Origin of the sequence: Streptomyces beigongshangae, from assembly GCF_019710745.1 — a bacterium.
In the GTDB taxonomy this organism is placed as follows: Bacteria; Actinomycetota; Actinomycetes; order Streptomycetales; family Streptomycetaceae; genus Streptomyces; species Streptomyces beigongshangae.
The window spans coordinates 1-24,205 of record NZ_JAHKJW010000086.1; the positions used below are offsets into that span (position 1 = coordinate 1).

23 protein-coding genes and 1 pseudogene are annotated in these 24,205 nt (G+C 73.0%); 11 read left to right on the top strand and 13 right to left on the bottom strand.

All coding sequences use genetic code 11. The features are described from left to right. From KM933_RS35925 to KM933_RS35940, 4 genes are all read right to left on the bottom strand, one after another. Window positions 1-664: TerD family protein (locus KM933_RS35925; protein WP_221360790.1), on the bottom strand; the 664-nt coding region annotated here is incomplete at its 3' end. 68 nt (window positions 665-732) lie between these two features. Further along, window positions 733-1,311, bottom strand: coding sequence for a TerD family protein (locus KM933_RS35930; protein ID WP_151478427.1), 579 nt, complete (start codon window positions 1,309-1,311; stop codon window positions 733-735). A gap of 143 nt (window positions 1,312-1,454) precedes the next feature. After that, on the bottom strand, window positions 1,455-3,593 hold the full coding sequence (gene uvrB / locus KM933_RS35935; protein WP_221360792.1) for an excinuclease ABC subunit UvrB: 2,139 nt from the start codon (window positions 3,591-3,593) through the stop codon (window positions 1,455-1,457). Window positions 3,594-3,633: 40 nt separating this feature from the next. Then, entirely contained in the window at window positions 3,634-4,506 is an 873-nt protein-coding gene (locus tag KM933_RS35940; RefSeq protein WP_221360793.1) for an MHYT domain-containing protein, read from the bottom strand. A gap of 277 nt (window positions 4,507-4,783) precedes the next feature. Between KM933_RS35940 and KM933_RS35945 the strand changes: the two genes are divergently transcribed. Beyond that, complete coding sequence (locus tag KM933_RS35945) at window positions 4,784-5,665, top strand: glycerophosphodiester phosphodiesterase (protein ID WP_221360795.1); 882 nt, start codon at window positions 4,784-4,786, stop codon at window positions 5,663-5,665. Window positions 5,666-5,771: 106 nt separating this feature from the next. Beyond that, complete coding sequence (locus KM933_RS35950) at window positions 5,772-6,326, top strand: methylated-DNA--[protein]-cysteine S-methyltransferase (RefSeq protein WP_221360797.1); 555 nt, start codon at window positions 5,772-5,774, stop codon at window positions 6,324-6,326. 24 nt (window positions 6,327-6,350) lie between these two features. On the opposite strand, the gene KM933_RS35955 is transcribed toward KM933_RS35950, so the two are convergent. Then, window positions 6,351-6,779, bottom strand: a complete 429-nt coding sequence (locus KM933_RS35955) for a VOC family protein (protein WP_221360800.1) — start codon at window positions 6,777-6,779, stop codon at window positions 6,351-6,353. A gap of 99 nt (window positions 6,780-6,878) precedes the next feature. Between KM933_RS35955 and KM933_RS35960 the strand changes: the two genes are divergently transcribed. Both KM933_RS35960 and KM933_RS35965 read left to right on the top strand, forming a co-directional pair. After that, complete coding sequence (locus KM933_RS35960) at window positions 6,879-7,784, top strand: pseudouridine-5'-phosphate glycosidase (protein WP_221360802.1); 906 nt, start codon at window positions 6,879-6,881, stop codon at window positions 7,782-7,784. Continuing rightward, entirely contained in the window at window positions 7,781-8,719 is a 939-nt protein-coding gene (locus tag KM933_RS35965) for a carbohydrate kinase family protein (RefSeq protein ID WP_221360804.1), read from the top strand. The genes KM933_RS35960 and KM933_RS35965 overlap by 4 nt, the downstream gene beginning before the upstream one ends. Before the next feature lie 77 nt (window positions 8,720-8,796). On the opposite strand, the gene KM933_RS35970 is transcribed toward KM933_RS35965, so the two are convergent. Continuing rightward, a complete protein-coding gene (locus KM933_RS35970; RefSeq protein WP_221360806.1) occupies window positions 8,797-9,591 on the bottom strand; it encodes a methyltransferase domain-containing protein in 795 nt (264 codons plus the stop codon). 138 nt (window positions 9,592-9,729) lie between these two features. Then, window positions 9,730-10,408, bottom strand: a pseudogene (locus KM933_RS35975) (nucleoside/nucleotide kinase family protein). Window positions 10,409-10,558: 150 nt separating this feature from the next. Between KM933_RS35975 and KM933_RS35980 the strand changes: the two are divergent. From KM933_RS35980 to KM933_RS35995, 4 genes are all read left to right on the top strand, one after another. After that, window positions 10,559-11,038: an anthrone oxygenase family protein gene (locus tag KM933_RS35980; protein WP_221360808.1), complete on the top strand. Its 480-nt coding sequence runs from the start codon at window positions 10,559-10,561 to the stop codon at window positions 11,036-11,038. A 351-nt stretch (window positions 11,039-11,389) separates the two neighbouring features. Then, window positions 11,390-13,660 (top strand): PEP/pyruvate-binding domain-containing protein, encoded by a 2,271-nt coding sequence (locus tag KM933_RS35985; RefSeq protein WP_221360810.1) that lies wholly within the window; start codon window positions 11,390-11,392, stop codon window positions 13,658-13,660. Further along, window positions 13,657-14,568, top strand: coding sequence for a hypothetical protein (locus KM933_RS35990; RefSeq protein WP_221360812.1), 912 nt, complete (start codon window positions 13,657-13,659; stop codon window positions 14,566-14,568). The genes KM933_RS35985 and KM933_RS35990 overlap by 4 nt, the downstream gene beginning before the upstream one ends. 182 nt (window positions 14,569-14,750) lie before the next feature. Then, the gene (locus tag KM933_RS35995) at window positions 14,751-15,467 is read left to right on the top strand and encodes a protein tyrosine phosphatase family protein (RefSeq protein ID WP_221360823.1); all 717 of its coding nucleotides are present in this window, start codon (window positions 14,751-14,753) and stop codon (window positions 15,465-15,467) included. Window positions 15,468-15,488: 21 nt separating this feature from the next. Here the strand turns inward: KM933_RS35995 and KM933_RS36000 are convergent, their stop codons facing one another. Continuing rightward, window positions 15,489-15,752 (bottom strand): DUF397 domain-containing protein, encoded by a 264-nt coding sequence (locus tag KM933_RS36000; protein WP_221360825.1) that lies wholly within the window; start codon window positions 15,750-15,752, stop codon window positions 15,489-15,491. Continuing rightward, complete coding sequence (locus tag KM933_RS36005) at window positions 15,753-16,613, bottom strand: helix-turn-helix domain-containing protein (RefSeq protein WP_221360826.1); 861 nt, start codon at window positions 16,611-16,613, stop codon at window positions 15,753-15,755. It abuts the gene before it with no gap. Window positions 16,614-16,881: 268 nt separating this feature from the next. Here KM933_RS36005 and KM933_RS36010 point away from each other — a divergent pair, with 268 nt between their 5' ends. The 3 genes from KM933_RS36010 to KM933_RS36020 all read left to right on the top strand — a co-directional run bounded on the left by KM933_RS36010 (window position 16,882) and on the right by KM933_RS36020 (window position 20,228). Then, a complete protein-coding gene (locus KM933_RS36010) occupies window positions 16,882-17,391 on the top strand; it encodes an ATP-binding protein (RefSeq protein WP_430727416.1) in 510 nt (169 codons plus the stop codon). Between the two features lie 89 nt (window positions 17,392-17,480). Beyond that, window positions 17,481-17,933: a hypothetical protein gene (locus tag KM933_RS36015; protein WP_221360838.1), complete on the top strand. Its 453-nt coding sequence runs from the start codon at window positions 17,481-17,483 to the stop codon at window positions 17,931-17,933. Between the two features lie 390 nt (window positions 17,934-18,323). Then, entirely contained in the window at window positions 18,324-20,228 is a 1,905-nt protein-coding gene (locus KM933_RS36020; RefSeq protein WP_221360874.1) for an ABC transporter ATP-binding protein, read from the top strand. Between the two features lie 59 nt (window positions 20,229-20,287). On the opposite strand, the gene KM933_RS36025 is transcribed toward KM933_RS36020, so the two are convergent. The 4 genes from KM933_RS36025 to KM933_RS36040 all read right to left on the bottom strand — a co-directional run. After that, complete coding sequence (locus KM933_RS36025; RefSeq protein WP_221360840.1) at window positions 20,288-20,455, bottom strand: hypothetical protein; 168 nt, start codon at window positions 20,453-20,455, stop codon at window positions 20,288-20,290. Window positions 20,456-20,686: 231 nt separating this feature from the next. Beyond that, window positions 20,687-21,376: a DUF899 domain-containing protein gene (locus tag KM933_RS36030; RefSeq protein WP_221360842.1), complete on the bottom strand. Its 690-nt coding sequence runs from the start codon at window positions 21,374-21,376 to the stop codon at window positions 20,687-20,689. An 81-nt stretch (window positions 21,377-21,457) separates the two neighbouring features. After that, window positions 21,458-22,885 (bottom strand): amidohydrolase, encoded by a 1,428-nt coding sequence (locus tag KM933_RS36035; protein WP_221360852.1) that lies wholly within the window; start codon window positions 22,883-22,885, stop codon window positions 21,458-21,460. Window positions 22,886-22,942: 57 nt separating this feature from the next. Beyond that, window positions 22,943-24,205 (bottom strand): FUSC family protein (locus KM933_RS36040; RefSeq protein WP_221360873.1); only part of this gene is annotated, 1,263 nt, incomplete at its 5' end.

The following is a 24,205-nucleotide window of genomic DNA, read 5'->3' on the forward strand; positions in this document are numbered from 1 at the left end:
GCGCGCCCTGGGCCGTCGACCCGCCCTGGTCCTGGCCCAGCGCGGGCGCCGCGGCGTGCCGCGTGCGGTCGCCCTCGGCGGTGCGCGGGGGCGGTGCGGCCACCGAGCGGGCGAGCCCCTGGACGACCGCCTCGTTGATACCGGCCGCGAGCCGGTGGGCCTCGGGCAGACCCTGGTCGGCGAAGAGCTCCGCGAGGCCGTCCGCGTACCCCTGGCCCACGGCGCGCACCTTCCAGGCACCCTGCCTGCGGTAGAGCTCCAGTGCGACGACGGCCGACTCGGCGTCGAGCCCGGTGACCGTGTAGCTGGCGACCTCGGAGCCGTCGAGTCCGGTGACGGCGACGAAGGGGGCCGCGACGGCGCCGAACCGGAGCGGACCGCCCACTCCGGACGGCAGGGCGAGCAGCACACTGACCCGGTGCACGGTCTCCGGCAGTGCGTCCAGGTCGCACGCGAGCCGGTGGTCGGCGGCCGCCTGCTTGGACACCTCCACACCGGGCAGGGTGGGCGAGCCCGGGTGGGCCACCCACTCGGCACCGCGCACCTTGCCCTGCTCGTCGCTGAGCGTGGCCCCGGCCACGATCGGCTTGCCGGCCGACACCCGGATCTCGAGTCGTACCTGGGAGAGCGGGTGGTTCTGCCCCCGGACCAGCTCAGCCGTCATCGCCTTCGTTCCCCCTGTGTCTTCGAGCGCCGGGCGCTGTCCCCGCCGTGCCGTCCCCGCCGTGCTGTCTACAGGTGCGGCAGGATCGCCGGCATCAGGTCCTGGAAGGTACGGCCGTTGGCGGGCGTACCGAGGGCGGTCATCTGCCAGCCCGTGCCCGCGCGGTGGACCTTCGCCATGATCTGCGCGGTGTACTGTCCGCCGCCGGCCAGGGTGTAGCGGGCCAGCTCCTGGCCGTTGGTCTCGTCGACCAGCCGGCAGAACGCGTCCTGCACCTCCTGGAACGTCTGGCCCGTGAACGAGTTCACGGTGAAGACGATCTGGTCGATGTGGACCGGGATACGCGCGAGGTCGACGAGGATCGCCTCGTCGTCGCCGCCCTGGCCCACGCCGCCGACGAGGTTGTCACCGGTGTGCCGCACCGAGCCGTCGTCGCTGACGAGGTGACGGAAGAACACCACGTCGACCGGCTGCTTGTCCGCGAACAGCACGGCCGACGCGTCGAGGTCGATCTCGCGGGTACGGGAACCGAACAGGCCGCGCCGCGGCGCCGCCTGCCAGCCGAGCCCCATGCGCACCGCGGTCAGCGTGCCCCCGTCGTTCTTCTGCAGACTGATGGCCTGACCCTTGGTCATGTTGACCGTCACGCGCTGTTCCCCTCTCGGAACGACTGTCCCCTGTTGCCGCAGAATCCTGCGGTTGACCAGCAACTCTACGCAGGATCACCGACGGCGCCGAAGCCTGGAGCACACTTTGTGTCGGTCTTGCAACACAGCGCGGTGCCCGGGCGTCAGGCGATGCCGGCCTCCTTCATCTGCCGCAGCTCCTTCTTCATCTCCGAGACCTCGTCACGCAACCGTGCGGCGATCTCGAACTGCAGGTCGGCGGCGGCCGCGCGCATCCGCACCGTCATCTCCTCGATCTGCTCGGCGAGCTCCGCCGCGGGACGGTCGGTCGGCACGGTCTGTTTGCCCTTGCCCTTGGCGGACCCGGCTCCGTTGTCCGCCTTCGAGCCCAGCGCGGGCACGGGCGCCTTGGCGTTCCTGCCGTCCTTCGACTTGCGGTAGCCCGAGCCGAGCAGCTGCTCCGTGTCGACGTCCTCGCGGGCGATCTGCGCCACGATGTCGTTGATCTTCTTGCGCAGGGGCTGCGGGTCGATGCCCCGCTCCGTGTTGTAGGCGATCTGCTTCTCCCGGCGGCGGTTGGTCTCCTCGATGGCCTTCTCCATCGCCGGGGTGATCTTGTCCGCGTACATGTGGACCTGGCCGGAGACGTTGCGGGCCGCGCGGCCGATGGTCTGGATCAGCGAGGTGCCGGAGCGCAGGAAGCCCTCCTTGTCGGCGTCGAGGATCGACACCAGGGAGACCTCGGGCAGGTCGAGGCCCTCCCTGAGGAGGTTGATGCCGACGAGGACGTCGAACTCACCGGCGCGCAGTTCCCGCAGCAGCTCGACCCGGCGCAGGGTGTCGACGTCGCTGTGCAGGTACCGGACCTGGATGCCCATCTCCAGGAAGTAGTCGGTGAGGTCCTCGGCCATCTTCTTGGTGAGGGTGGTGACCAGGACCCGCTCGTCCTTCTCGGTGCGCTTGCGGATCTCGTGCACCAGGTCGTCGATCTGGCCCTCGGTGGGCTTGACCACGACCTCGGGGTCGATGAGGCCGGTGGGACGGATGATCTGCTCGACGAAGCCGTCGCCGCGCGAGAGCTCGTACTTGCCCGGTGTCGCCGACAGGTAGACGGTCTGGCCGACGCGCTCCTGGAACTCCTCCCACTTCAGGGGGCGGTTGTCCAGCGCGGAGGGCAGCCGGAAGCCGTGGTCGACGAGGGTCCGCTTGCGGGAGGCGTCGCCCTCGTACATGGCACCGATCTGGGGAACCGTGACGTGCGACTCGTCGATGACGAGCAGGAAGTCGTCCGGGAAGTAGTCGAGCAGCGTGTTCGGCGGCGATCCGGGTTCGCGGTCGTCGAAGTGCATCGAGTAGTTCTCGACACCGGAGCAGGAGCCGATCTGGCGGAGCATCTCCAGGTCGTACGTGGTGCGCATCCGCAGGCGCTGGGCCTCCAGGAGCTTGCCCTGCTTCTCCAGCTCGGTCAGCCGCTCGCCCAGCTCCTTCTCGATGGCGTGGGCGGCGCGCTCCAGGCGCTCGGGGCCCGCGACGTAGTGGGAGGCCGGGAAGACGTACAGCTGCCGGTCGTCGCTGATGATCTCGCCGGTGAGGGGGTGCAGGGTGGAGAGGGCCTCGATCTCGTCGCCGAACATCTCGATGCGGACGGCCAGCTCCTCGTAGACCGGGAAGATCTCGATGGTGTCGCCGCGGACGCGGAAGGTGCCGCGGGTGAAGGCCAGGTCGTTGCGTGTGTACTGGATGTCGACGAAGCGGCGCAGCAGGTCGTCGCGGTCGATCTCGTCGCCGACCTTGAGGTTGACCATGCGGTCCACGTACTCCTGGGGCGTGCCCAGGCCGTAGATGCAGGAGACCGAGGCCACCACGACGACGTCGCGGCGGGTGAGGAGCGAGTTGGTCGCGGAGTGGCGCAGGCGCTCCACCTCCTCGTTCACCGAGGAGTCCTTCTCGATGTAGGTGTCCGACTGCGGGACGTACGCCTCGGGCTGGTAGTAGTCGTAGTACGAGACGAAGTACTCGACCGCGTTGTTCGGCAGCAGTTCGCGGAACTCGTTCGCCAGCTGGGCGGCCAGCGTCTTGTTCGGCGCCATCACGAGGGTGGGGCGCTGCAGCTTCTCGATCATCCACGCGGTGGTCGCGGACTTGCCGGTGCCGGTCGCGCCGAGGAGCACGACGTCCTGCTCACCCGCGAGGACGCGCCGTTCGAGGTCGGCGATGGCAGCGGGCTGGTCGCCGCTGGGCTGGTAGGAACTGACGACCTCGAAAGGCGCCACCGTGCGTTCGATCTTCGATACGGGCCGCATGGCATCCACCGTACGGCCCCGCACCGACAACGGGCTTCCGTCACCGGTTCTGCGGGGCGCGGGAGCCGCCCCGGTGCCGGGAGCGCGGGCCGGGCACGGGCCGGTGGCCCGTGTGGTGACCGGTGTGGTGGACCGGGTGGGCGGGGATGCCCGGCTTCCGGTCGGCGGCGCTCCAGTCGGGCTTGCCCATGACCATCAGCGGGTCGAACATCACGACGACCCCGGCCAGCAGCAGGAAGGCCAGGGGGCCGATCATCAGGGGCGCCAGCAGGGTCGCGGGCGAGTCACCCGAGGGGGTGCCGGCCGCGCCGTGCAGCCGGACGCTGAGAGCGGCCATCCCCGTGTAGTGCATACCGCTGACGGCGAGGCCCATGACCAGGCTCGCGCCCACGCTCCACAGGAAACCGCGGACCTGCCCGGCCGCCCACAGGGCGGCGGTCGCGGCGGCGACGGCTATGACGACGGAGGCGGCGACGGTGAGGGTGTTGTACTCCAGCTTCCCGTTGAGACGCATTCCGGCCATGCCCAGGTAGTGCATCGAGGCGACGCCCAGACCGGTGATGGTGCCCCCGGTGAACAGGGCCGTTCCGGACGCTCCCCGGTATCCGACGATGAAGATCCCGATGCCGACCATGGCGATCGCGACGCCGAGACTCGCGAAGGTCATCGGTCTGTCGTAACGGATCGGGGTCTCCTGGACGGAGAATCCCATCATTGCGATGAAATGCATGGTCCAGATGCCGGAGCCGATCGCCGCCGAGCCGAGCGCGAGCCAGCCCGGGCGCCAGGAGCGGGTGACGAGCATCGACCTCGTGGTGCAGCGCAGACCGAGTGCTCCACCGAGGCAGGCCATCACGTACGCCACGAGCGGCGTCACCAGTCCGTAGCTGAATCCGTCGACCGTGCCGTGCATGCGCGGTTGCCCTTCCGCCCTGTTCCATCCCGGAATTCCGTGAAATGCCCCCGTCCCAGCAGCGCCGCGGTGACCAGGGTTGTCGCAGAGAGTATGACCCTCACCTGAACGCTCGAACGATTTTCCTGCAAAGAATCACGGCGTTGCCCCAGTTGTGCGGCACGTGTGATCGGACCTGGGCAACTCCATTCAATTTGTGGCCATCCCGCACCCCCCTCATGTTGACCCGGTGCTGTCAGTCTGGAACCGTCCGTGATCACAGACGCAAGGAGTAGGCATGCACGCGCGCGCTGCCGCCGCCACGATCACCGCGCTCCTGGGAGCCGCCGTCGTTCTTCCCCTTCCCGCCGCGCACGCGGACGGGAGCGGCGACCGGACCGGCCGGCCGCTGGTCGTCGCGCACCGCGGAGCCTCCGCCCAGGCCCCCGAGAACACGCTCGCCGCCGTCGACAGGGCGGCCCGCCTCGGGTTCCGCTGGGTCGAGAACGACGTCCAGCGCACCAAGGACGGCACACTCGTCGTCGTCCACGACGACAACCTGGCCCGCACGACCGATGTCGAGGAGGTCTTTCCCGGGCGGGCCCCCTGGAAGGTGAAGGACTTCACCGCCGCGGAGATCGCGCGCCTGGACGCGGGCAGCTGGTTCAGCCCCCGCTACGAGGGAGAGCGCGTACCGACGCTGAAGCAGTACATGGACCGGGTCTCGCACAACCACCAGAAGCTCGTCCTGGAGATCAAGAACCCCTCGCTCTACCCGGGCATCGAGCAGGAGACCCTCAAGCTCCTCAGCAACGAGGGCTGGCTGGGCCCGTCGCACGTGCGGAACAAGCTCGTGGTCCAGAGTTTCGACGCGAACAGCCTCCGTACGGTGCACGAGCTGCGGCCCGACGTCAAGACGGGCTTCCTGGGCACTCCGCCCGTCTCGGAACTGCTCGACCACGCGCGGTTCGCCGACCAGATCAACTCGTCGCACACCACGATCTCCCTGGGCTACGTCGCCGCGATCCAGGCCCTCGAAGGACCGCACGGCAGGCCCCTGGAGATCCTGACCTGGACCGTCGACACGGCCGAGGGCGCACGGCGCGTCGCGGACCTCGGCGTGGACGGCATCATCACGAACAAGCCGGACGTGGTGCGCGAGGCCCTGCGCGAGGGCTGACGGCCCCGGCCGGCACCCCGGCCCGTCCCGTCGGCGGCGGCGGTGCGGACGCCCGCACGCGGCCGCACCGCCGGCGCTGTCGGTGGTACGCCGTACCGTGGAGCGCATGAACAGCCATGGGCGGAACGGGCAGCGGGTGGTGTGGGCGGTCGTCGACAGCGGTATCGGCCCGCTGCTGCTGGCGGCCACCGGCGAGGGCCTGGTCAGCGTCGTCTTCCACGCCACGGAGGCGGTGCGCGACAGGGCGGTCGGGCGGCTCGGCTCCCGGTTCGGCACCGAGCCCGTCGAGGCACCGGAGTCCCCGCTGCTGGCCGAGGCGATACGCCAGGTGGCGGCGTACTTCGCGGGTGAGCGCCACGTCTTCGCACTGCCGCTGGACTGGTCCCTGATCTCCGGGTTCAACCGCCAGGTGCTGCGCGAGCTGGCGGCCGGTGTCCCCTACGGGTCGGTGGTGGGCTACGGCGACCTCGCGCGGCGGGTCGGCCAGCCGGGTGCGGCCCAGGCGGTGGGAACGGCCATGGGCGCCAATCCGCTGCCGGTCGTCGTGCCCTGTCACCGGGTGGTGGAGCGCGACGGCGGCATCGGCGGCTTCGGGGGCGGCGTGGAGACCAAGCGGAAGCTGCTGGCGCTGGAGGGCGTACTGCCGGAGCCACTGTTCTGACGGCCGCCCCCGCCCCTTCGTGGCCTACTCGTAGTGCCGGGCCTCGAAGATGTTTCCGTCCGGGTCCCTGAAGTAGAAGCTCCGCTTCGCCTCTCCGCGGGCGCCGGAAGCGCCGTACGAGAAGTCCGAGAGAGGCACGGCGCGCTCCTCCAGGCGGGTGCGGAGCGCGTCGAAGGCCTGCGCCCCGAGCGAGATGCACACGTGGTTGACCGGGTGGCCCGCGCTGCCGGCGGCGCCGGGGACCACGTCCATGCCCGCGGCCATCGACGGCGGCGCCAGGTCGAGGATGGTCTCGTCGTTGAGGCGTACCGAGGGGAACGCCGCCTCCCCCGCGGCGAACTCGGTGACCCTGATGGGTTCGAACCCCACCGCCTTCTCGTAGAAGTCGGCCGAGGCCACGGGGTCGCGCACCCAGAGGACGACGTGGTCGAGGCGTGCCGAGTTGTCCGTCATCCCCACAGGCTGCTGCCCGCCCGGGGCGGCCGCAAGGGTTTGGCCGGGCGCGTCGCCCGCCAGGGATGAGGAGGGGGCCGACAGACAGGAGGCACACGCGTGCTGGTGGTGTCCGAAGAGGTTCGGGATGCGCTCGTCACCGGGCGGCCCGTGGTGGCCCTGGAGTCCACGATCATCGCGCACGGGCTGCCGCGTCCGCGCAATCTGCGGGTGGCGCTGGAACTGGAGGACGCCGTACGCCGGGAGGGCGCCGTTCCGGCCACGGTCGCCGTGCTCGACGGGCGGCCCCGGGTGGGCCTGGACGAGAAGCAGCTGGAGCGGGTCGCCGGCGGGGACGGCATCCGCAAGCTGGGACACCGTGATCTGCCGCTCGCGGTCGCGACCGGGGCCAGCGGGGCCACCACGGTGTCGGCCACGGCGCTGCTGGCCGCGCGGTCGGGCGTAAGGGTGTTCGCGACGGGCGGCCTCGGGGGTGTGCACCGGCAGTGGACGGTGACGCAGGACGAGTCCGCCGACCTGGGGCTCCTGGCGCGCACCCGGATCACGGTGGTGTGCGCGGGGGTGAAGTCGATCCTGGACGTGCCGGCGACCCTGCAGCGCCTGGAGACACTGGGGGTCGCGGTCGCCGGGTACGGCACGACGCGGTTCCCCGGCTTCTACCTGTCCGACTCGGGACACCCGGTGGACTGGACGCTGGAGTCGCCCGACGAGGTGGCGGCCGTCATGCGCGCGCAGGACGCGCTGGACGGACCCGGGTCGGCGCTGATCGTCGCCAATCCCGTGCCCGCGGCGCGGCAGCTGGATCCCGGACTGCACGCGCGCGTGCTCGCCGACGCGCTGCAGGCGTGCGAGGCGCAGGGCGTGAGCGGCCAGGCGGTCACCCCGTTCCTGCTCGACCACCTGGTGCGCCACACCGACGGGGCGTCGCTGGAGGCCAACCTGGCGGCGGTGCACGGCAACGTACGGCTCGCGGGGCGGATCGCGGCGGCCTGGGCACGGACATGACGGCGGCGGATCCGCCCGGTCCGGCCCTCCTCGTCGTCGGTGACGTCATCACGGATGTCGTCGCCCGCTACCGCGGGCCGCTCGCCGCGGGCACCGACACGGCCGCCTCCGTGCGCACCGTGGCGGGCGGGGCGGGCGCCAACGTCGCGTGCTGGGCGGCGCGCCCGGGCGGACCGGAGGTGCGGTTCCTGGGACGGGTGGGAGCGGACTCGGCCGCCTGGCACGAGCGGGAACTGGTGGCCGCCGGGGTGCGCCCCCGCCTGGTCGTCGACCCCCGGGCACCCACGGGGACGGTGATCTGCCTGGTGGACACGGACGACGCGGCGGAGCGCACCTTCCTCACGGACAGCGGGGCGTCCCTGCGCCTGGACGCCGGCGACTGGTCGCCGGGGCTGCTCGACGGTGTCGGGTGGCTGCACCTGTCGGGTTATCTGTTCTTCTCCGAGCCGTCCCGGGCCCTGGTCGCCGTGGCGATGCGGTCGGCACGCGCGCGTGGAGTACCGGTGAGCGTGGATCCCGCGTCTGCGGGGTTCCTCTCCGAGCTGGGCGCGGACCGGTTCCTGTCGCTCGCCGAAGGGGCCGGCGTCCTGCTGCCGAGCCGGGACGAGGCCCGGCTGCTGACGGGCCTGCCCGATGCTGCGGACGCGGCGGCCGAGTTGAGCCGTCGTGTGCGGCTCGTGGTGGTCAGGCAGGGGGCCGCCGGGGCCCTCGTCGCCCGCTCGGGGGCGGTCCGGTTCCGGATTCCGGCCGAGCCGGCGTCCCCCGTCGACACCACGGGCGCCGGCGACGCCTTCACCGGAGCCTTCCTGGCCGCGCTGCTCACGGGCGGACGGCCCGAGGAGGCCGCCGCCGAGGGGTGCCGGGCCGGGGCCCGGGCGGTGGCGCAGGTTGGCGCGAGACCGGGGAACGGGACGCGCAGTACGGCGGGACCCTGAGGAGCGGGGCGCAGTGAGAAGCAGGGCGCAGTGAGGAGCAGGGCACAGTGAGGAGCGGGGTGCGGTACGGCGGGGTCCTACGGTTTGCGTCCCCAGGCCGAGATCAGCGGTTCCGTGACCAGGTCCAGACCGCCCGCGGCCACGTTCGCCAGGTGGCGGTCGATGTCCTGGTCGGTGGCGAGGCCCGCCGCCACGAGCTGTGCACGGACCTGCCCGACCGTCGCGCGGTCGAGCGCCCCGCAGGCCGGCGAGGTGAGCGGGAAGTACGCGTCGGCCCCGACCTGCCGCAGCCCGGCCTCACGCAGCAGCCGCGGGAGCCGGCGCCCGTACGCGACCTCGACGCCCCGCTCGGCCAGTACGTCCCGCACGGCGTGGCGCACCCTGTTGGCGAGCTGCTGCTCCGGGCCGTGTTCGTCCGGGCAGGCCAGCGGCTGGAGCGTGAGATCGGTGTCCTCCACCAGGAGCCGTCCGCCGGGCCGCAGCGCTCCGATCATCGTGCGCAACGCCCTCCGCCTGTCCGGGACACCGGCGAGGACGAGCCGGGCGTGCACGAAGTCGAGGCCCTCCGCCGGAGGCCCGTCCACCCCCACGTCATGGACGCGCAGCTGGATCGGAGGACGGACGGCCGGGGGCGCCCAGGAGGTGTCGGGCCCGGTTGCGACGACCCGGCCGGTGGGCCCGGCCTTCTTGGCGAGCCAGGACACGACGGACATGCCGTCGGCGTCCACTTCCCAGCAGCGCCAGCCGGGACCGATGCCGAGCCGTTCGATGTGCCGGAACGTCGTGGGGTCGAAGAGCGCGGCGAGGGCGTCGCCCTGCTGCCCGGCCCGGGACCGGCGGTCGTCGAGAAGGTGTCCGTCGATACGCGTCATGCACCGATCATCACATTTGCTGCTTTTTCCCGACGGTCGACGCTCCCGTCACGTCGGCGGTGTTCGCCGACCGGGACTTCGTGGCCGGGACTTCGTGGCCGGGACTTCACGGCCGGGCCGTCAGGGCCGTTAGTGGCGTCAGCCGTTCCAGGCCGGATGGCGCGGGTCGTCCGCCCGCACCAGGATGTCGGCCGTGCCGCCCGGGTCGGTCTCGCTCTCGTACCGCTCGAACGCGGGCAGCGTCCAGTGCTCGTCCTCCGGGGTGCGGCGGCGCAGGGCGGCCGGTGAGAGGCGCAGGTGGACGGTGAGGTCGAAGGGGAACCAGTGGCGCAGGAGCAGNCAGGTGGACGGTGAGGTCGAAGGGGAACCAGTGGCGCAGGAGCAGCGGCCCGTGCAGCAACAGCAGGGTGCCGGGGAGGAGCCGTACGTACGGGGTGCGGGTGGCGCGGTCGGTGACCGGGTCCAGCAGGTCGGGCAGGACCCGGCCGTCCCCGCCGGGGTCCAGCGGGCCGAAGACCTCCCGCCACAGGGCCCCGGTGTCGAACCAGCCGTCGTAGTAGGTCTCCACGTCCCGGCGGCCGTACTCGAAGCGGAGGGAGGCGGGCCGCAGATAGCCCTCCGTGCCCACGACCAGGGCGGAGCGGCCACGGGGGCGAAGCGCTTCGGCGACGCGTCCGGCGAGGTCGCCCGGACGGGCGGCCGGGGCACCGTCGAAGGCGATGCGCGGCCAGGGACTGCCGTCGGCCGGCTCCAGGCCGAGCAGGCGCTCGGCGATGGAGTCGCCGAGCCGGTCCCAGGTGATCGCTTCGAGTCGCACACGGCCCATGATGCCGTGCGGGCGCACGGCGTTTCACCGATGGGGGCGGGGGCACCGTGCGGAATCCGGAGTTCCGGTTGGTCCGGCTCCACGGTTCCTGGAACGGTGTGCGGGTTGCCGACGAAAAGCGCCGTTCACGTGGGGGTTGACATGATCGAGGGACCGTACTTCGTGCTCACCGTGGCGGGCGTGCTGGGCACCGGACTGGTCGCCGGGGTCTTCTGCGCGTTCTCGACGTTCGTGATGAAGGGACTGGCCGCACTGCCGCCCGCGCAGGGCGTCGCGGCGATGCAGGCGATCAACGTGACCGCGCCGGCGCCTGCCTTCATGCTCGTGTTCGTCGGGTCGGCCGTGCTGTGCGCCGTGATAGCGGTGGTCACCTTCGTGGTGTGGCCCGACGAGGGCACGGTGGAGCTGCTGCTGGGAAGCGTGCTGTACCTCTTCGGCAGCTTCGGGGTCACGGTGGCGGCCAACGTGCCGCGCAACGACAGGCTGGCCGCGATGGAGCCGGGCACGCCCGAGGCCGTCGCGTACTGGCCGACGTACGTGAGCGAGTGGTCGATGTGGAACCACGTCCGGATGGTCGCCTCGGCCGCGGGAGCGGTCTCGTACGTGCTGGCGCTGGCCTGACGGCCGGACCCGGTCCCGGGACCGGGACCGGGACCGGGAACTCTGTCCCGTGAGGGCCCCCGCCGGGCCCTGTGACCCCGCCGGACGGATCGAGCTGCGGGAGGCGCTCACGGAGTACCTGGTACCAGGTACCAGGCACGCGCGCGGGGCGGAGCGGTGGCCGGAAGGCGACCCTCTGCCGGTCCGCGATGCCGCACCGGGTGGGATCATCGGCTTCAGGAGGCATGTTGCTGACGGGGCCGCACACGGGTCGTCCCGGCAGGAATGCGCCCCCATCCTTCGTTCCGCCGTCAGGCGCGGGGCCACCCCCGCGCGTCCCCCCTGTTGGCGGTCGGTCCTGGAGGGTGCTCGATGACGACGGTTGACGAACGTCACGGAGACGGTACGCGCGACGGGGACGATCGGGGGTTTCCCCAGGACACCGCGGACGCGGTCCCCCTGAGCGATCCGCGGGCCGCCCGCATCCCGTTCGCCGGTTCCAAGGCCGCGCACCTCGCACGCGCCGCGAAGGCCGGACTGCCCGTGCTGCCGGGGTTCGTCGTACCGCACGGCGCCGGGGCCGACGGCGGGTCCGCGAGGGTGGACCGCGCCTGGCGCGAGCTCTCCGAGGACGGCACCCGCCCGCTCGTCGTACGGTCCTCGTCCCCCCAGGAGGACACCCAGGAGTCGTCCCTGGCCGGTCGGTTCGCGTCCGTGCTGGACGTGCGGGGCCCGCACGACTTCCGTGCGGCCGTACGCACCGTGCTCGACTCGGCCCGCCGGCCGGACGGCACGGTCGCCCCGATGGCCGTGCTGGTCCAGCCCATGCTCGCCGCGCGGGTGGGAGGGGTGCTGTTCGGCGCCGACCCGGTCGCGGGCCGGGCCGACCGGATGCTGGTGAGCGCGGTGCGGGGCGGGCCCGACGCACTGGTCGGCGGCGAACAGTCCGGCACGGACTACCGGCTGACCCGCCGGGGCCGGCCGACGCGCACCGGTCCCGAGGGCGCCGAGCAGCTGCTCGGGACCTTCGAACTGCGGCGGCTCGCGCGGCTGGCCCGGCAGGCGCGGGCGGTGTTCGGCGGGCCGCAGGACATCGAGTTCGGGTTCGACGAGGCGGGGCGGCTGTGGCTGTTCCAGAGCCGGCCCATCACGGCGATGGCGGCGCGCCCCGCGCGCGGGGCGCGCCTGCTCGGCCCCGGCCCGGTCGCGGAGACCCTGCCCGATCAGCTGGAACCGCTGGAGGAGGACCTGTGGGTGGCGCCCATGGCGCGCGGACTGGCCGCCGCGCTCGACATCGGGGGCACCGCGCCGCGGCGGCGGCTGCGCGCGGTGCCGGTCGTCACGACGGTCGGCGGACGGGCCGCGGCGGACCTGTGCCTGCTGGGCGCCGCCCCGCCGCGGCACCGGTGGCTGACGCTGCTCGACCCGGTGCCGGGGGCCCGCAGGCTGGCCGCCGCGTGGCGGGTGGGGCGGCTGACCTCGGCGCTGCCCGGCCTCGTGACGGACCTCGTCGCCGACGTCGACCGCCGGCTCGCCGGGACCCCGGCCCCGGACCGGCTCACCCGCCCCGGACTCGTCGCCGCCCTGCGCTGGACCCGTACCGTCCTGGTCTCCCTGCACGCGCAGGAGGCCCTCGCCGGAGCCCTGCTGGCCACGTCCGGGGCGACGGCCGCCGGTACGGCGCTCACCGCTCTCGCGGAGGCTCGCGCCCGCGGTGTGCCGGACCACCGGGTGGTGGCCGCGGAACCGGTGGTGCTGGCGTTGGTGCCGCCCGGTCTGAGCCGGGAGGTGCGGCTCCCGGAGGTTCCCGCGGGTACGGGTGGCGGTCCCGCGGGGTCGACGGCGGCCGCCCTCCCTCCTCGCGAGGCCCTGCGCCTGCGTATCCGCTGGGTGCAGGAACTCCAGGTCCGGCTGGTCCGGGACGCCGCGCGCCGACTGGCCGTACCGGACGGATCCGCGGTCGGGCTGCTGCGCTGGGGAGAGCTGGTCGGGGCACTGGAGGGCGGCGGGCTGCCCGCTGACTTCGGGGAGCGGCTGCCGCGGGCCGTGTCGGCGCCGCTGCCCGACGCGTTCCGGCTCGCGGAGGGCGGCGAGGTCGTCGCGGAGCGCCCCACGACGGGCGGACGCGCGGGTGCGGGCAGAGGCAAGGGCAAAGGCAAGGGCAAGGGCAGGCGCGAGGGTCAGGGCACGCGCGAGGGACGGGGGCAGGGGCAGGGCGTGTCCGCCGGCAGGGCCGCCGGGATCGTCTGGGGCGGGACCGGTCCACGCCCACCGGACCCCGTGCTCGTGGTCCGTACGCTCGATCCCGCGCTCGCCCCGCTCCTGCCCGGACTCACGGGACTCGTCGCGCAGACCGGCAGCCCGCTGTCCCATCTGGCCGTGCTGGCACGTGAGTTCCGGCTGCCCACGGTCGTCGGGGTCACGGACGCCGTACGCCGCTTCCCGCCGGGCTCGCGCCTCACGGTCGACGGCGCCACCGGTGACGTACGCGCCGCCGACACCACGACCCGCGCGCGCACGCCCGGCGCGCATACGCCCGGCGCGCATACGTCCGACATGCGTACGTCCGACATGCGTACGTCCGGCGTGGACGCGGAGGCCGCCCGGTCACCCGTCGCCCGCCCCCGGGGAGACTCCCGGTGAGGCGCGTCGCCTTCCTCTTCGGGGGCGCGGCGGCCGCGGGCGCCGGTACCTACCTCGTCGTCTACCTGTACCGGTGGCAGTGGCAACGCGCCATTCTGAGCGGGGTGCTGCTGCTCGTCGTCGAGGTGCTGCTGCTCGGGATCGTGCTGCTCGGGCGGCTCGCACGCATCGAGGAGCGGCTGCGCGACGCGGACCGGCGGCAGGAGGACGTCCTCGCGCGGCTGCGGGAGGAGGAGACGCCCGCGGGTAAGGCGGGCGAGCGGTTCCGCTGGCTCGACGATCCGACGAGCCGTACCTACGTCTTCGTACCGGTCCTGATGGTCACCGGTGCGGTGCTCTCCGGGCTCGCCTGGGTGGTGCAGCGGGTCGCGTCGGTCACGGCCCGTCCCGCGGCGGAGCGGCGGCTCGCCGGGCGGCTCGCCGTCCTCGCCGCGCCCGATCCGGACGGCGGGGCCGACCTGGACGACCTGCCGCCGCCGGGCGCCCCGCGGAGCCGCGGCCGTACCCTGCGCGTGCTGGTCGTGGGGGCGGTGGGAGCTGCCCTGCTCGGCGCGCTCGTCACCGGGCTCGCGGACCTCACGCAGACCCGCGAGGAGGAGGCGGAGGACTCCGGGGCGACCTCCCTGCTGCTGCGCGTCGACATGCGCGGCGCGCACATGGACGCCGAGCGCCGGTCCCTCGCCGCGCACCAGCTCTGGGAACGCTGCCGGGACGCGACGTCCGTCCCGCTGAACCGCGCCACTCTCGGCGAGCTCGGCGACGGCCTCTTCGCCGGCGTGGTCCGGCCCGCGCTGACCGACCACGACCGGATGCGCCTGCGCGGCTGCCTGGAGGACGCCGAACTGGACCGCACGCACCTGGCGGTGATCGGCACCGGCGACACGACCCCGAACCCGGACGCCGACTGACCCGGCCCGGGTGCGGTTCGTGTCCGGGGCCGGGTGCGGGTGCGTGTCCGGGTGCGGAAGGGAGCTGTCACTTGTGTCCCTTCCGCCGCCGGGCGTCTCCCGCCGCGCGCCCGCAACTGCCGTGTCGGCGGGCCGGGTTACGATGCCGACGCGTCCCTCGTCCCCGAGCCCCCGGGTCGCCCATGACTGTCGTCGCCCCGCCCCCGCCCTCCCTCACCCTGCCCGGCGGACGTTCCCGCCGGGCCCTGCGCAGGACCCTGCTGCGTACGCTCGCGGCCCTCGGACTCTCCTACCTGGCCCTCTGGGGCACCGGCGCGCTGGGCATCCTCGTCCTGTCGTACTGGACCCGTGAACAGACCCGGCCGCCCGAGGGGACCCGTCCGGTCCACGGGATCCACCACTTCCAGCCCGTCACCGCCGGGGAAGAGCTGTGGCGCGGCGCCGCCCCCTCCCCCACGGGCTACCGGGAACTCGCCCGGCTCGGCTTCACCACGGTGGTCGACCTGCGGGCCGAGAACCTGTCGGCCGCCCAGCTCGCCGGACCGCACCGGGCGGGCCTCGACGTCGTACGGCTGCCCGTACGGGACGGACAGACCCCGACGCCGCACCAGGTACGCCGCTTCGCGGGCGTCGTCGGTGCGGCCCCGGGGCCGGTGTTCGTGCACTGCGGGGCGGGTGTGGGCCGTACGGGGGCGATGGCCGCGGCCTATCTCGTGCGGGCCGGGCAGGAATCCCCGTCGGGCGCGGTCCGCCGCAACCTCGCGGTCGGACCGCCGTCCATCGAACAGATCTACTACGCGCTGAACCTCGGTCCGCGCCGGGCCGAGCAGCCGCCGTTCCCCGTCGTGGCGGTCAGCCGGCTGGTGGACGCGCCCCGGCGCATGTGGTCCTGGCTCTGAGAGGACGACGGGCAGCCGTCCTCAGGACAGCAGGAAGTCCGCCTCCCCCGCCTTGGCACCCTGGATGAACGCGGTCATCTCGCCGGGGGTGTAGATGAGAGCCGGACCGTCCGGATCGGCCGACTGCCGGACCGCGATCCGGCCGTCGGCGAGCTTCATGGCCTCCACGCAGTTGCCACCGTTGCCCCCGCTCCACGGCTTGTGCCAGCCCTCGCTGCCGAGTTCCCTGGCGGGCATGCCGTTGTAGATCCGCGCGGTGCGTATCCGGGACTTGATGCGATCCATTCACAGCTCCTTGCGGAGATCCAGCAGGATCTCCTTCGTGCGATGTGCCGTGGCGGCCTGGGCCGCCATGCGGTCCATGACCTCGAGGTGGGTCGCCACCTCGCTGCGCGCGTCCAGGTAGACGGCGCCGGTCAGGTACTCGCTGTAGACCATGTCCGGCAGTTCGGGCATGGCAAAGCGGAACAGCACGAACGGCCCGTACGTGCCGGCGTGCGGCCCCGAGGAGAAGGGCGCGACCTGAAGGGTCACGTTGGGCAGTCGGGTGGCCTCGATCAGCCGGTCGATCTGACCGCGCATGACCTCGGGACCGCAGACCGGGCGGCGCAGGGCGGTCTCGTCCATCACGGCCCAGAACCGGGGCGCGCCCTCGCGCGTCAGCAGCTCCTGCCGCTGCATGCGCAGCGCCACGTGGCGCTCGATGTCCTCGGGCCTGGTCTGGCCGACGGCGCCGGACTCCATGACGCCGCGCGCGTACTCCTCGGTCTGCAGCACCCCGGGAACGAAGTGGGGCTCGTAGGAGCGGATGAGCGAGGCCGCGCCCTCCAGGCTCACGTACATCGAGAACCAGCCGGGGAGGATGTCGTGGAACCGCTGCCACCACCCCGGCTGGTTCGCCTCCTCGGCGAGCGTCACGAAGGCCGCGGCCTCGTCGTCGGAGACACCGTACGACTTCAGCAGGAGCTGGAGGTACGGAATCTTCAGGGCCACCTCGGCCATCTCCATACGGCGGACGGTGGCGGCGGTGACGCGCAGGATGCGCGCCGCCTCCTCCCGCTTGAGCCCCGCGCGTTCCCGCAGGTCCAGCAGGCGTCGCCCGAGGACGACCTGCCCGACCGTCGGCGCGGACCGCGGCTCGCTCACGTCCACCTCCACTTTTGTCCTGACAGCCGGGGCGGCGCCCGTTCGGGCCCTGTAGGGGTACCCGACTGACGCCGCGCCACATGCTGTTGTCTGCAGTGTGCCATGGCCATACCGCTCGGAACACTGCACTCTGCAATTTTCAGAGTGACACTTGCCAAGTGTTCACGACGGGGAGATAGTGGCAAGCGTGATTCCGTCCGCGCCATTAGGAACAGACGCCGCCGAGGACCGGTTCCGTCTTGGTGCCATTGCCGGGGTAGACCCGGGCATGGCGGCCGAGCGCCGGTTCCGCTTCGAGCTGGCCGCACATCCGGGCTCCGCCGCACAGGCCCGGCACCTGACGCGCGCCCGCTTGTCGGGATGGGCGGTCTGCGAGGACACCTGCGACACGGCGGAGCTCGTCGTCTCCGAACTGGTCACCAACGCCATCGTGCACACGGCGAGCCGCCGTGTGGTGTGCGAGCTGCACGACGGTGAGGACCTGGTGCGGATAGCCGTCCGCGACGAGGGTTGTGCGCCGGGTGAGCCCCACCCGTCGCCACAGCGTCCTGATGAGGAGCACGGGAGGGGACTGCTTCTCGTCGCGGCGATGTGCACTGCCTGGGGCGCCCAGGAAACCGGTCCCGGACTGCTGGTCTGGGCGGAACTGCCGCGCTCGGCGAACAACGGCGCCGAGCCGCGAGCGGACCTGGGCTGGAGTGCGAGGAGCCGGCCGGCCCCTGCCGGCTCCTCGCCGACCGGGACGCCCGTACCTCCGGCCGGCGCAGAAAGACCCTGACCGGCACTGACCGGCGCCGACGGGACCGACGGGACCGACGGGACCGACAAGTTCGAAACCCAGAGAACTGCGAACACGGACGGGGCTGAATGGGAGTGAGGGCTATCTCGGCCGGTGCGCCAAGGATGCTGAACCTGGACACGCTGGTCCGCATCGAGCGCGGCCGGGCGGGATCGGGGCCGGTCGCGTCACGGCGGCTGGCCGTGCCGGAGGGCATGCGGGCTCCGCTGGGCTGTGACGCGGTGGCGGTGCCCGCGGGACTCGGCCCACTGCTCATGCCCCGGCTGCCACGCGTCGGCTGTGTGTACGCCGACAGCACGCACTGGTGGTGGCTCGTGCCGTCCGACTCCGACGTCGCCCTGGAATGGCCCGCGCCGGCGCACTACGCCACGGGGGCGCTCGTTCCGGACTCCCCCACCCTTCCCGGTCTGATCCACACGCCGGGCGGCACGCTCCCGTACACCCCGCCGATCCCCCTCTACCTGGCGTTGTGCCGGGTGACCGGGACGCCGCCGGCCTGGACCCGGCCGATCAGCGCCTGACCCGCGCGTCCGGCGCGCGTACGGGCTCATCGCCGTAGGTCCGGCGCACCGCCGGTACGTCCGGCGCGGCAGTCCCCGCCCCCGGGCGCTCGGAAGCACGTGTTCCCGGGCACGGCACGGCGCGCGGCCACAAGCGCCCGGGCGTGCTCCGGTTACGCCGTGCCGGAGCGGGCGCGCGCCCTGCCCGGCAGCGCCCGGCACCGCGATAGTGGCCGTTCGGCCACGATCGGGAGGTCATCGGTGGGGTCAGCCAAGTCGACGGGATCGCCGAAATCTCCTGAGTCTCCGAAGCCTCCGAAGCCCCCGAAGAGGACTGTGTCCGCCGGTCCGGACGGAGCCGGGCCCTCCGAGTCCGAGCGGCTCCTGTTCGGCGGGCCGCTGCGGTACGACATGGGCTGGTCGCAGCACTCCGACGCGTTCATGGAGCTCAACTTCCGCGCCATGGTGACGCGGCTGCCCGCCCTGCTCGCGGCCAGTTTCCGGCTGGCGTGGCAGGCGGACCGCGGGGCCGCGCGGGTCGTCCTGGTGGCGGAGGTCGCCCGCGGTCTGGCGCAGGCGGTGAGCCTGCTGGCGGTCAACAGCGTCCTGGGCCGTCTGATGGGCGGCGGCGAGGTCGCGGACCGGCTGCGGGACGCGGTGCCCGCGCTCGTCACGGTCGCCGCGGTGATGCTGCTCGCCGCGCTGCTGCGGGCCGCCTCGACGTACGCCACCGGCCGGCTCGAACCGAAGGTGGAACGCGTCGCGACGGAGCTGTACCTGGAACGGGCGGCGGCGGTCGAACTGTCGGCGATCGAGGACGAGGCCTTCCACAAACTGCTGGACACGGCGCAGTACGGCGCCGCGTCCGCCCGGCGGATGATCACGATCGCCACGCGTGTGGTGAACGCCGGGATCTCGCTGATCGCCGCGGCCGGTGTCCTCACCGTGCTGCACCCGGCGCTGCTGCCGCTGCTGATCACGATGACCCTGCCCAGCGCCTGGAGCTCGCTGACCATAGCGCGCCGCCGGTACGCGTCGTTCCACGCCTGGGTCCAGCACGCGCGGGCCGGCCGTCTGATCGGCAACCTGCTCACCGAGCCGGCCGCCGCGCCGGAGATCCGCGTCCACGGCGTCGGCCCGTTCCTGCTGCGGCACTTCCGCGCGATGGCGGAGACCGCCGAGGCCGAGCAGGCCCGCCTCGCCCGCCTGGAGGCACGGACCGGCCTGATCGCGGCCGCCTGGACCGGCCTGGCCACGGTGGCGACGTACGCGACGCTCGGCGGGCTGCTGGTGGCCGGCGCGATGGCGCTGTCCGTGGCGGGCACGGCGGTCATCGCGATCCGCACCGGGTCCGCGAACCTCGACACGCTCGTCCTGGAGGTGAACACCCTGCACGAGGAGGCTCTCTTCGTCGGGGACCTGCAACGCCTGTACGTGGAGGCGGCCGAGCGCGCCATCCCGGTCGGCGGCGCCCCGCTGCCCGAGCGCCCGCGTGAGATCCGCTTCGAGAACGTCACCTTCACCTACCCGGGCAGCGCGGCCCGCCCCGCTCTGGCCGACCTGACGCTCAGCGTGCCCCTCGGCAAGATCGTGGCGCTCGTCGGGGAGAACGGTTCCGGGAAGACCACCCTGGTCAAGCTGCTGTCGGGCCTGTACGCGCCCCAGAGCGGCCGGATCCTGTGGGACGGCGTGGACGCCGCGACCACCGACCGGCACCGGCTCGCCGAGCGCATCGCGATGGTGGCGCAGGACTTCAAGCGGTGGCCGTTCACGGCCCGGGTGAACGTCGCGATCGGCCGGGCCTCGGCACCGCTCACCGACGAGCGGCTGAGCGAGTCCGTCAAGGAGGCGGGCGCCGAGGACGTGGTGGCGGACCTCCCGCGAGGACTGGACACCCTGCTGGCGCGCATGTTCACCGGCGGCCACGAACTGTCGGGCGGCCAGTGGCAGCGGCTCGGCATCGCCCGGGCGGCGTACCGGCGGGGCGCGATCCTGGTCGTGGACGAGCCGACGGCGGCTCTCGACGCCCGCGCCGAACTGGAGGTCTTCGAGAAGATCCGGGCCCTGGCGGGTACCGGTCAGACGGTCATCCTCATCACGCACCGGCTGGCGTCGGTGCGCCACGCCGATCTGGTGCACGTCCTCGACCAGGGACGGCTCGTGGAGTCCGGCACTCCGGACGAGCTCCTCTCCAAGGGCGGCGTCTACGCCGAGCTGTACGCACTGCAGGCCGGGCAGTTCGCGGTGCAGGTGCCGGCTCCGGCCGCCGCGCCCGCTCCCGCGTCCACGCCCGCACCCACGCCGAAGGCGGGCTGAGGCGTACGACGGTCGTCCGGTCTCCCGTCTCCGGTCTGCTCGACTCTTCTGTCCCCGGTCTACTCGACGAGTTCCCGCACGACCACCAGGAAGGCGTCCGTCGCCAGATCCATGACGACGTCGACGTGCTGCCCCTCCAGGCGGCGCGCCTGCGCGAACTCCTCCGCCGGCCACGAACCACGCGGCCCACCGGCGGGAAAGCGTTCCAGCACTGTTCGAGCGTTCAACACCTTGCACCTCCGTGTGGCGCCGCTCTGTGAGCGCCCTTGAAGAGTTAAACGCCCATCATGGGGTGGCGGTCTCGCGAAGTGACGTCACTGAGACGCAGTCGACACATGATCAGAACGAATTCGACACATGGTCACAACGAAAAAGGGAACACGAAGTGACCTTTCACCCTTCCTGATGCTCCTTATGAGTGGATTTTTGCCCACCCGAGGAGATCTGTGCTCCCGCACTCAGTCGTCGTACTCGTCGTGGTAACGGACCCGCTCGCTGCCGACGGGTGCGCCCAGCGCCGACGCGCGCCCCTCGGGCAGCTCCCACTCCTCCTGTCGGCCGAGGGCCGTGAGGTCCAGGAAACTCGTGGTGGAGCCGAGTCCGTCGAGCCCGCGCCCGTACGTCGAGTAGGTGTGGAAGATCCGCTCCCGGTCCCGCAGGAAGCAGCTCACGCCCGGCCGCTCGCCCCGGCTCCCGTCCCCTTCGACGGACCTCCGGAAGTCGTGGTCGAAGTCGTTGCCGTACGACGAGTACCAGGGCAGCGTCCACCCCATCCGCGCCTTGAAGGGCAGGATCCTGGTGTACGGCGCCCCGGAGACCAGCGCCAGCTCGGTGCCCCGCGCGCGCAGGTGCGCGAGGTGCCCGATCTGGTCGGCGAACGCCGAGCAGTCGCGACAGCCCGCCTCCCACCCGGGCGCGAACATGAAGTGGTACACGACCAGCTGCTGCCGTCCCGCGAAGAGGTCCAGCAGCGTCGCCTTGCCGTCGCCGCCCTCGAAGACGTACTCCTCGTCGATCCCGACCATCGGCAGCCGTCGCCGGTCGGCGTTGAGCGCGTCCCGGGCCCGGGTCGCGGCCTTCTCCCGGACCAGCAGTTCCTCGCGCGCGGCACGCCATTCCTCGCGCGACACGATCCGCGGAAGCGTCATTGCCCCTCCTTCGGTGCGGTGCCTTCGCAGGGGGGACCGCGAGAAGGAGCGGAACTCATCGGTGATGGGCCGGATGGCGGGTCAGGTGCCGTACTCCTGGACGCGCCTGCCGTGGCCGCGGTCGATCAGTGCGGGCATGCGTTCGTTCATCTCCTGTACGACCGACGGGACGTCGAGGGTGAGGAGTTCGCGGTCCCGCATGAGGACGCGGCCGTCGACGATCGTCGTACGTACGTCACCGGAGCGGGCGCTGTGCACGAGGGTGGCCGCGAGGTCGTGCACGGGCTGGGTGTGCGGCCCCGTCAGGTCGACCAGGACGATGTCGGCCCTGCGTCCCGGTGCGAGACTGCCGATCCGGTCGCCGAGCCCGACCGCCCGGGCGCTCTGCAACGTCGCGTGGTGAAGGGCCTCACGGGAGGTCAGCCGGCGGGGGTCGGCCCCGGTGAACTTCTGCACCAGCGCGGTGAGCGCCATGGACTCCCACACGTCCAGGGAGTTGTTGGAGGCGGCCCCGTCCGTGGCGAGTCCCACGGGGATGCCCAGGGCGCGCAGGGCCCGTACCGGAGTGGTCGTGGGCCAGGCGAACTTGAGGTAGCCACGGGGTGCGCTCGCCACGGCGATCCGGCCGGTGGCACGGGCGAGGACGGGCAGGTCGCGTTCCACGATGCCGGTGCCGTGCGCGATGAGCAGGTCGGTGTCGAGGAGGCCCGCGCCGGCCAGGACCTCGATCGGGGTACGGCCGTCGCGGGCGACGCTCGCGTCGCACTGGTCGCGGTTCTCGGAGGCGTGCAGGTGCACGGGCAGACCGTGTTCGCGGGCGAGCAGCGCCGTCGCGGCGAGGTCGGCCTCGTCCACGGTGTAGGGCGCGTGCGGGGCGAGCGAGGTGGTGATGCGGCCCCCGGCGGTGTCGCGGTGCCGGAGGGCGAAGTCGAGCGACCGCTCGCGGCCCGCGGCTCCCTGGGAGGAGAAGAAGGTCTGCCCGAGGTTGGCGCGCAGCCCGCTCCCGGCCGTCACGGCGGCGACGGTGTCCATCGAGAAGTAGTGGTCCGCGAAGCAGGTGACACCGCCGCGGATCATCTCGGCGCAGGCCAGGCGCGCGCCCAGCTCGACGTCCCGGTCCTGGAGGTTGGACTCGATGGGCCAGACGAACTCGTTGAACCACTGTTCGACGGGGAGGTCCTCCGCGATGCCGCGCAGGGTGACCATCGGGGTGTGGGTGTGGCAGTTGACGAGGCCGGGCATGGCGACCTGGCCGCGGGCGTCGATGCGTTCGGCGGCGGGGAGGTCGAGCGGTCCGGCGGCCACCGTCTCGATGCGGCCGTCGCGTACGACGATGGTGGCGTCCTCGACGAACCCGATCTGTTCGCGCTCGTCGTGCACGAGGGCGGTGCAGTGGGTGATGACGAGATCGGCGGCGTCGGAGGCGTCGCGGGCGGCGGTGTTCGGGGCGTCGGCGGCCCCGGACCCCTGGGTGGTCTTCGCGTCGGGCGTGGGCTCGGGCGAGGTCATCCCGTCACGGTACGGCGCCGCTGACGGGCTGGACCCGTTCCGGTCCGGCGGCCTCTCTCAGGGGCCGCGCGTACCCGTCGGACCGGAAGGACAGGAAGGACCGGAAGGACCGGAAGGACCGGAAGGACCGGAGGGGGCGGGTGGAGCGGGTGGGGCGTTCGGGGCAGGTGGGGCGGCCGGGGCGGTCGCGAGCCCGGCGCGTTCCCGGCGCTCCACGAGTTCGTCGAGGAGGGTGGCGAGCCGCTCGGTCAGCCACGGGGTGAGCCGTCCCGTGTCGTCGAGGTGCACGGCGCAGGCGGTGGTGGTGTCCACGAGGCGTTCGAGGGTGGCCGCGACCTCGTCGGTACCCTCCGTGTGACGGGCCAGCGCGGGCAGTTCGGCCGCGGCGCGGTCGATCGCGGCACGGGCCTCGGCCAGCGTCCGGTATGCCTCACGGCGCAGCGCCCAGCGGGCGGCCCGGTCGTCGGAGCCGCCCAGCACGTGCGTGAGGTAGGCGTGCGCGGCGTCGATGGCGGCGGCCAGCCGGGCCCGCACGGTCCCGCCGCGCTGCCCCGGCGCCGGGAGGTGCCCGGCGACCAGCACGATCGCGCAGGCCAGCAGTGTCTCTCCGATCCGGCCCCAGGACGCCTCCGGTTCGCCCCCGGCCATGACGAGGGCGAGCACGAGGACGGTGACGACGGCGGTCTGCGCGGCGAAGTGCCGGGTGGCGACGGGGATGAGGGCGCCGCTGACCGCCACGAGCGCGAGGAGTCCTTCGGGCCGGGGCAGCACAGCCGTGAACCCCGCGAAGACGAGGGCGCCGAGGACGGTGCCGGCCGCCCGGTTCAGCACGCGCGAGACGAGCGGGCCGAGGTCCGGCTTCACCAGGAACACGGCGGTCGCGGGGAGCCAGTACCAGTGCACGTGGTGCAGCGCCTGCGCGACGGCGGCACTGGCGCCGTAGCAGAGGGCGACGCGGAAGCCGTACTCCCGTCCTTCGGTGCCGGTGGCGGTGCGCAGGAGCCCCCGGACGCGCAGGGGGCGCGGGCGCAGGCCCTTGCGCGCGGTCCGCTCGGCGCCGCGGCGGAGGGGCTGGGTGACGGGATCGCCACCACCGCCACCACCACCGCCGCCGCGGTCGCCGCGGTCGCCGCGGTCGAATGCTTCGGCGGCGTGCAGCAGTGCGTCGTCGAGGGCGCGCAGGCCGGGGACGGTCCGTGCGGGCGCGGGCAGGGGCCCGCACGGCTCACCGGCCCGTACGGCGACGGCGAGCCGCCGCGGCCCCTCGGCCGTGCGCGCGGGCAGGGCGTCCCCGGCCCAGGCGAGCGCGGTCGCGGCCTC

What these genes read in the sequence shown, in the direction of transcription:
- KM933_RS35965 (WP_221360804.1), top strand. Translation starts at nt 7,781, where the DNA reads ATGACGGCGGCGGATCCGCCCGGTCCGGCCCTCCTCGTCGTCGGTGAC.
- KM933_RS35940 (WP_221360793.1), bottom strand. Translation starts at nt 4,506, where the DNA reads ATGCACGGCACGGTCGACGGATTCAGCTACGGACTGGTGACGCCGCTC.
- KM933_RS35955 (WP_221360800.1), bottom strand. Translation starts at nt 6,779, where the DNA reads ATGACGGACAACTCGGCACGCCTCGACCACGTCGTCCTCTGGGTGCGC.
- KM933_RS36020 (WP_221360874.1), top strand. Translation starts at nt 18,324, where the DNA reads ATGGGCTGGTCGCAGCACTCCGACGCGTTCATGGAGCTCAACTTCCGC.
- KM933_RS36010 (WP_430727416.1), top strand. Translation starts at nt 16,882, where the DNA reads ATGGCGGCCGAGCGCCGGTTCCGCTTCGAGCTGGCCGCACATCCGGGC.
- KM933_RS36000 (WP_221360825.1), bottom strand. Translation starts at nt 15,752, where the DNA reads ATGGATCGCATCAAGTCCCGGATACGCACCGCGCGGATCTACAACGGC.
- KM933_RS36030 (WP_221360842.1), bottom strand. Translation starts at nt 21,376, where the DNA reads ATGACGCTTCCGCGGATCGTGTCGCGCGAGGAATGGCGTGCCGCGCGC.
- KM933_RS35980 (WP_221360808.1), top strand. Translation starts at nt 10,559, where the DNA reads ATGATCGAGGGACCGTACTTCGTGCTCACCGTGGCGGGCGTGCTGGGC.
- uvrB (WP_221360792.1), bottom strand. Translation starts at nt 3,593, where the DNA reads ATGCGGCCCGTATCGAAGATCGAACGCACGGTGGCGCCTTTCGAGGTC.
- KM933_RS35995 (WP_221360823.1), top strand. Translation starts at nt 14,751, where the DNA reads ATGACTGTCGTCGCCCCGCCCCCGCCCTCCCTCACCCTGCCCGGCGGA.
- KM933_RS35985 (WP_221360810.1), top strand. Translation starts at nt 11,390, where the DNA reads ATGACGACGGTTGACGAACGTCACGGAGACGGTACGCGCGACGGGGAC.
- KM933_RS35945 (WP_221360795.1), top strand. Translation starts at nt 4,784, where the DNA reads ATGCACGCGCGCGCTGCCGCCGCCACGATCACCGCGCTCCTGGGAGCC.
- KM933_RS36035 (WP_221360852.1), bottom strand. Translation starts at nt 22,885, where the DNA reads ATGACCTCGCCCGAGCCCACGCCCGACGCGAAGACCACCCAGGGGTCC.
- KM933_RS35950 (WP_221360797.1), top strand. Translation starts at nt 5,772, where the DNA reads ATGAACAGCCATGGGCGGAACGGGCAGCGGGTGGTGTGGGCGGTCGTC.
- KM933_RS36015 (WP_221360838.1), top strand. Translation starts at nt 17,481, where the DNA reads ATGGGAGTGAGGGCTATCTCGGCCGGTGCGCCAAGGATGCTGAACCTG.
- KM933_RS35970 (WP_221360806.1), bottom strand. Translation starts at nt 9,591, where the DNA reads ATGACGCGTATCGACGGACACCTTCTCGACGACCGCCGGTCCCGGGCC.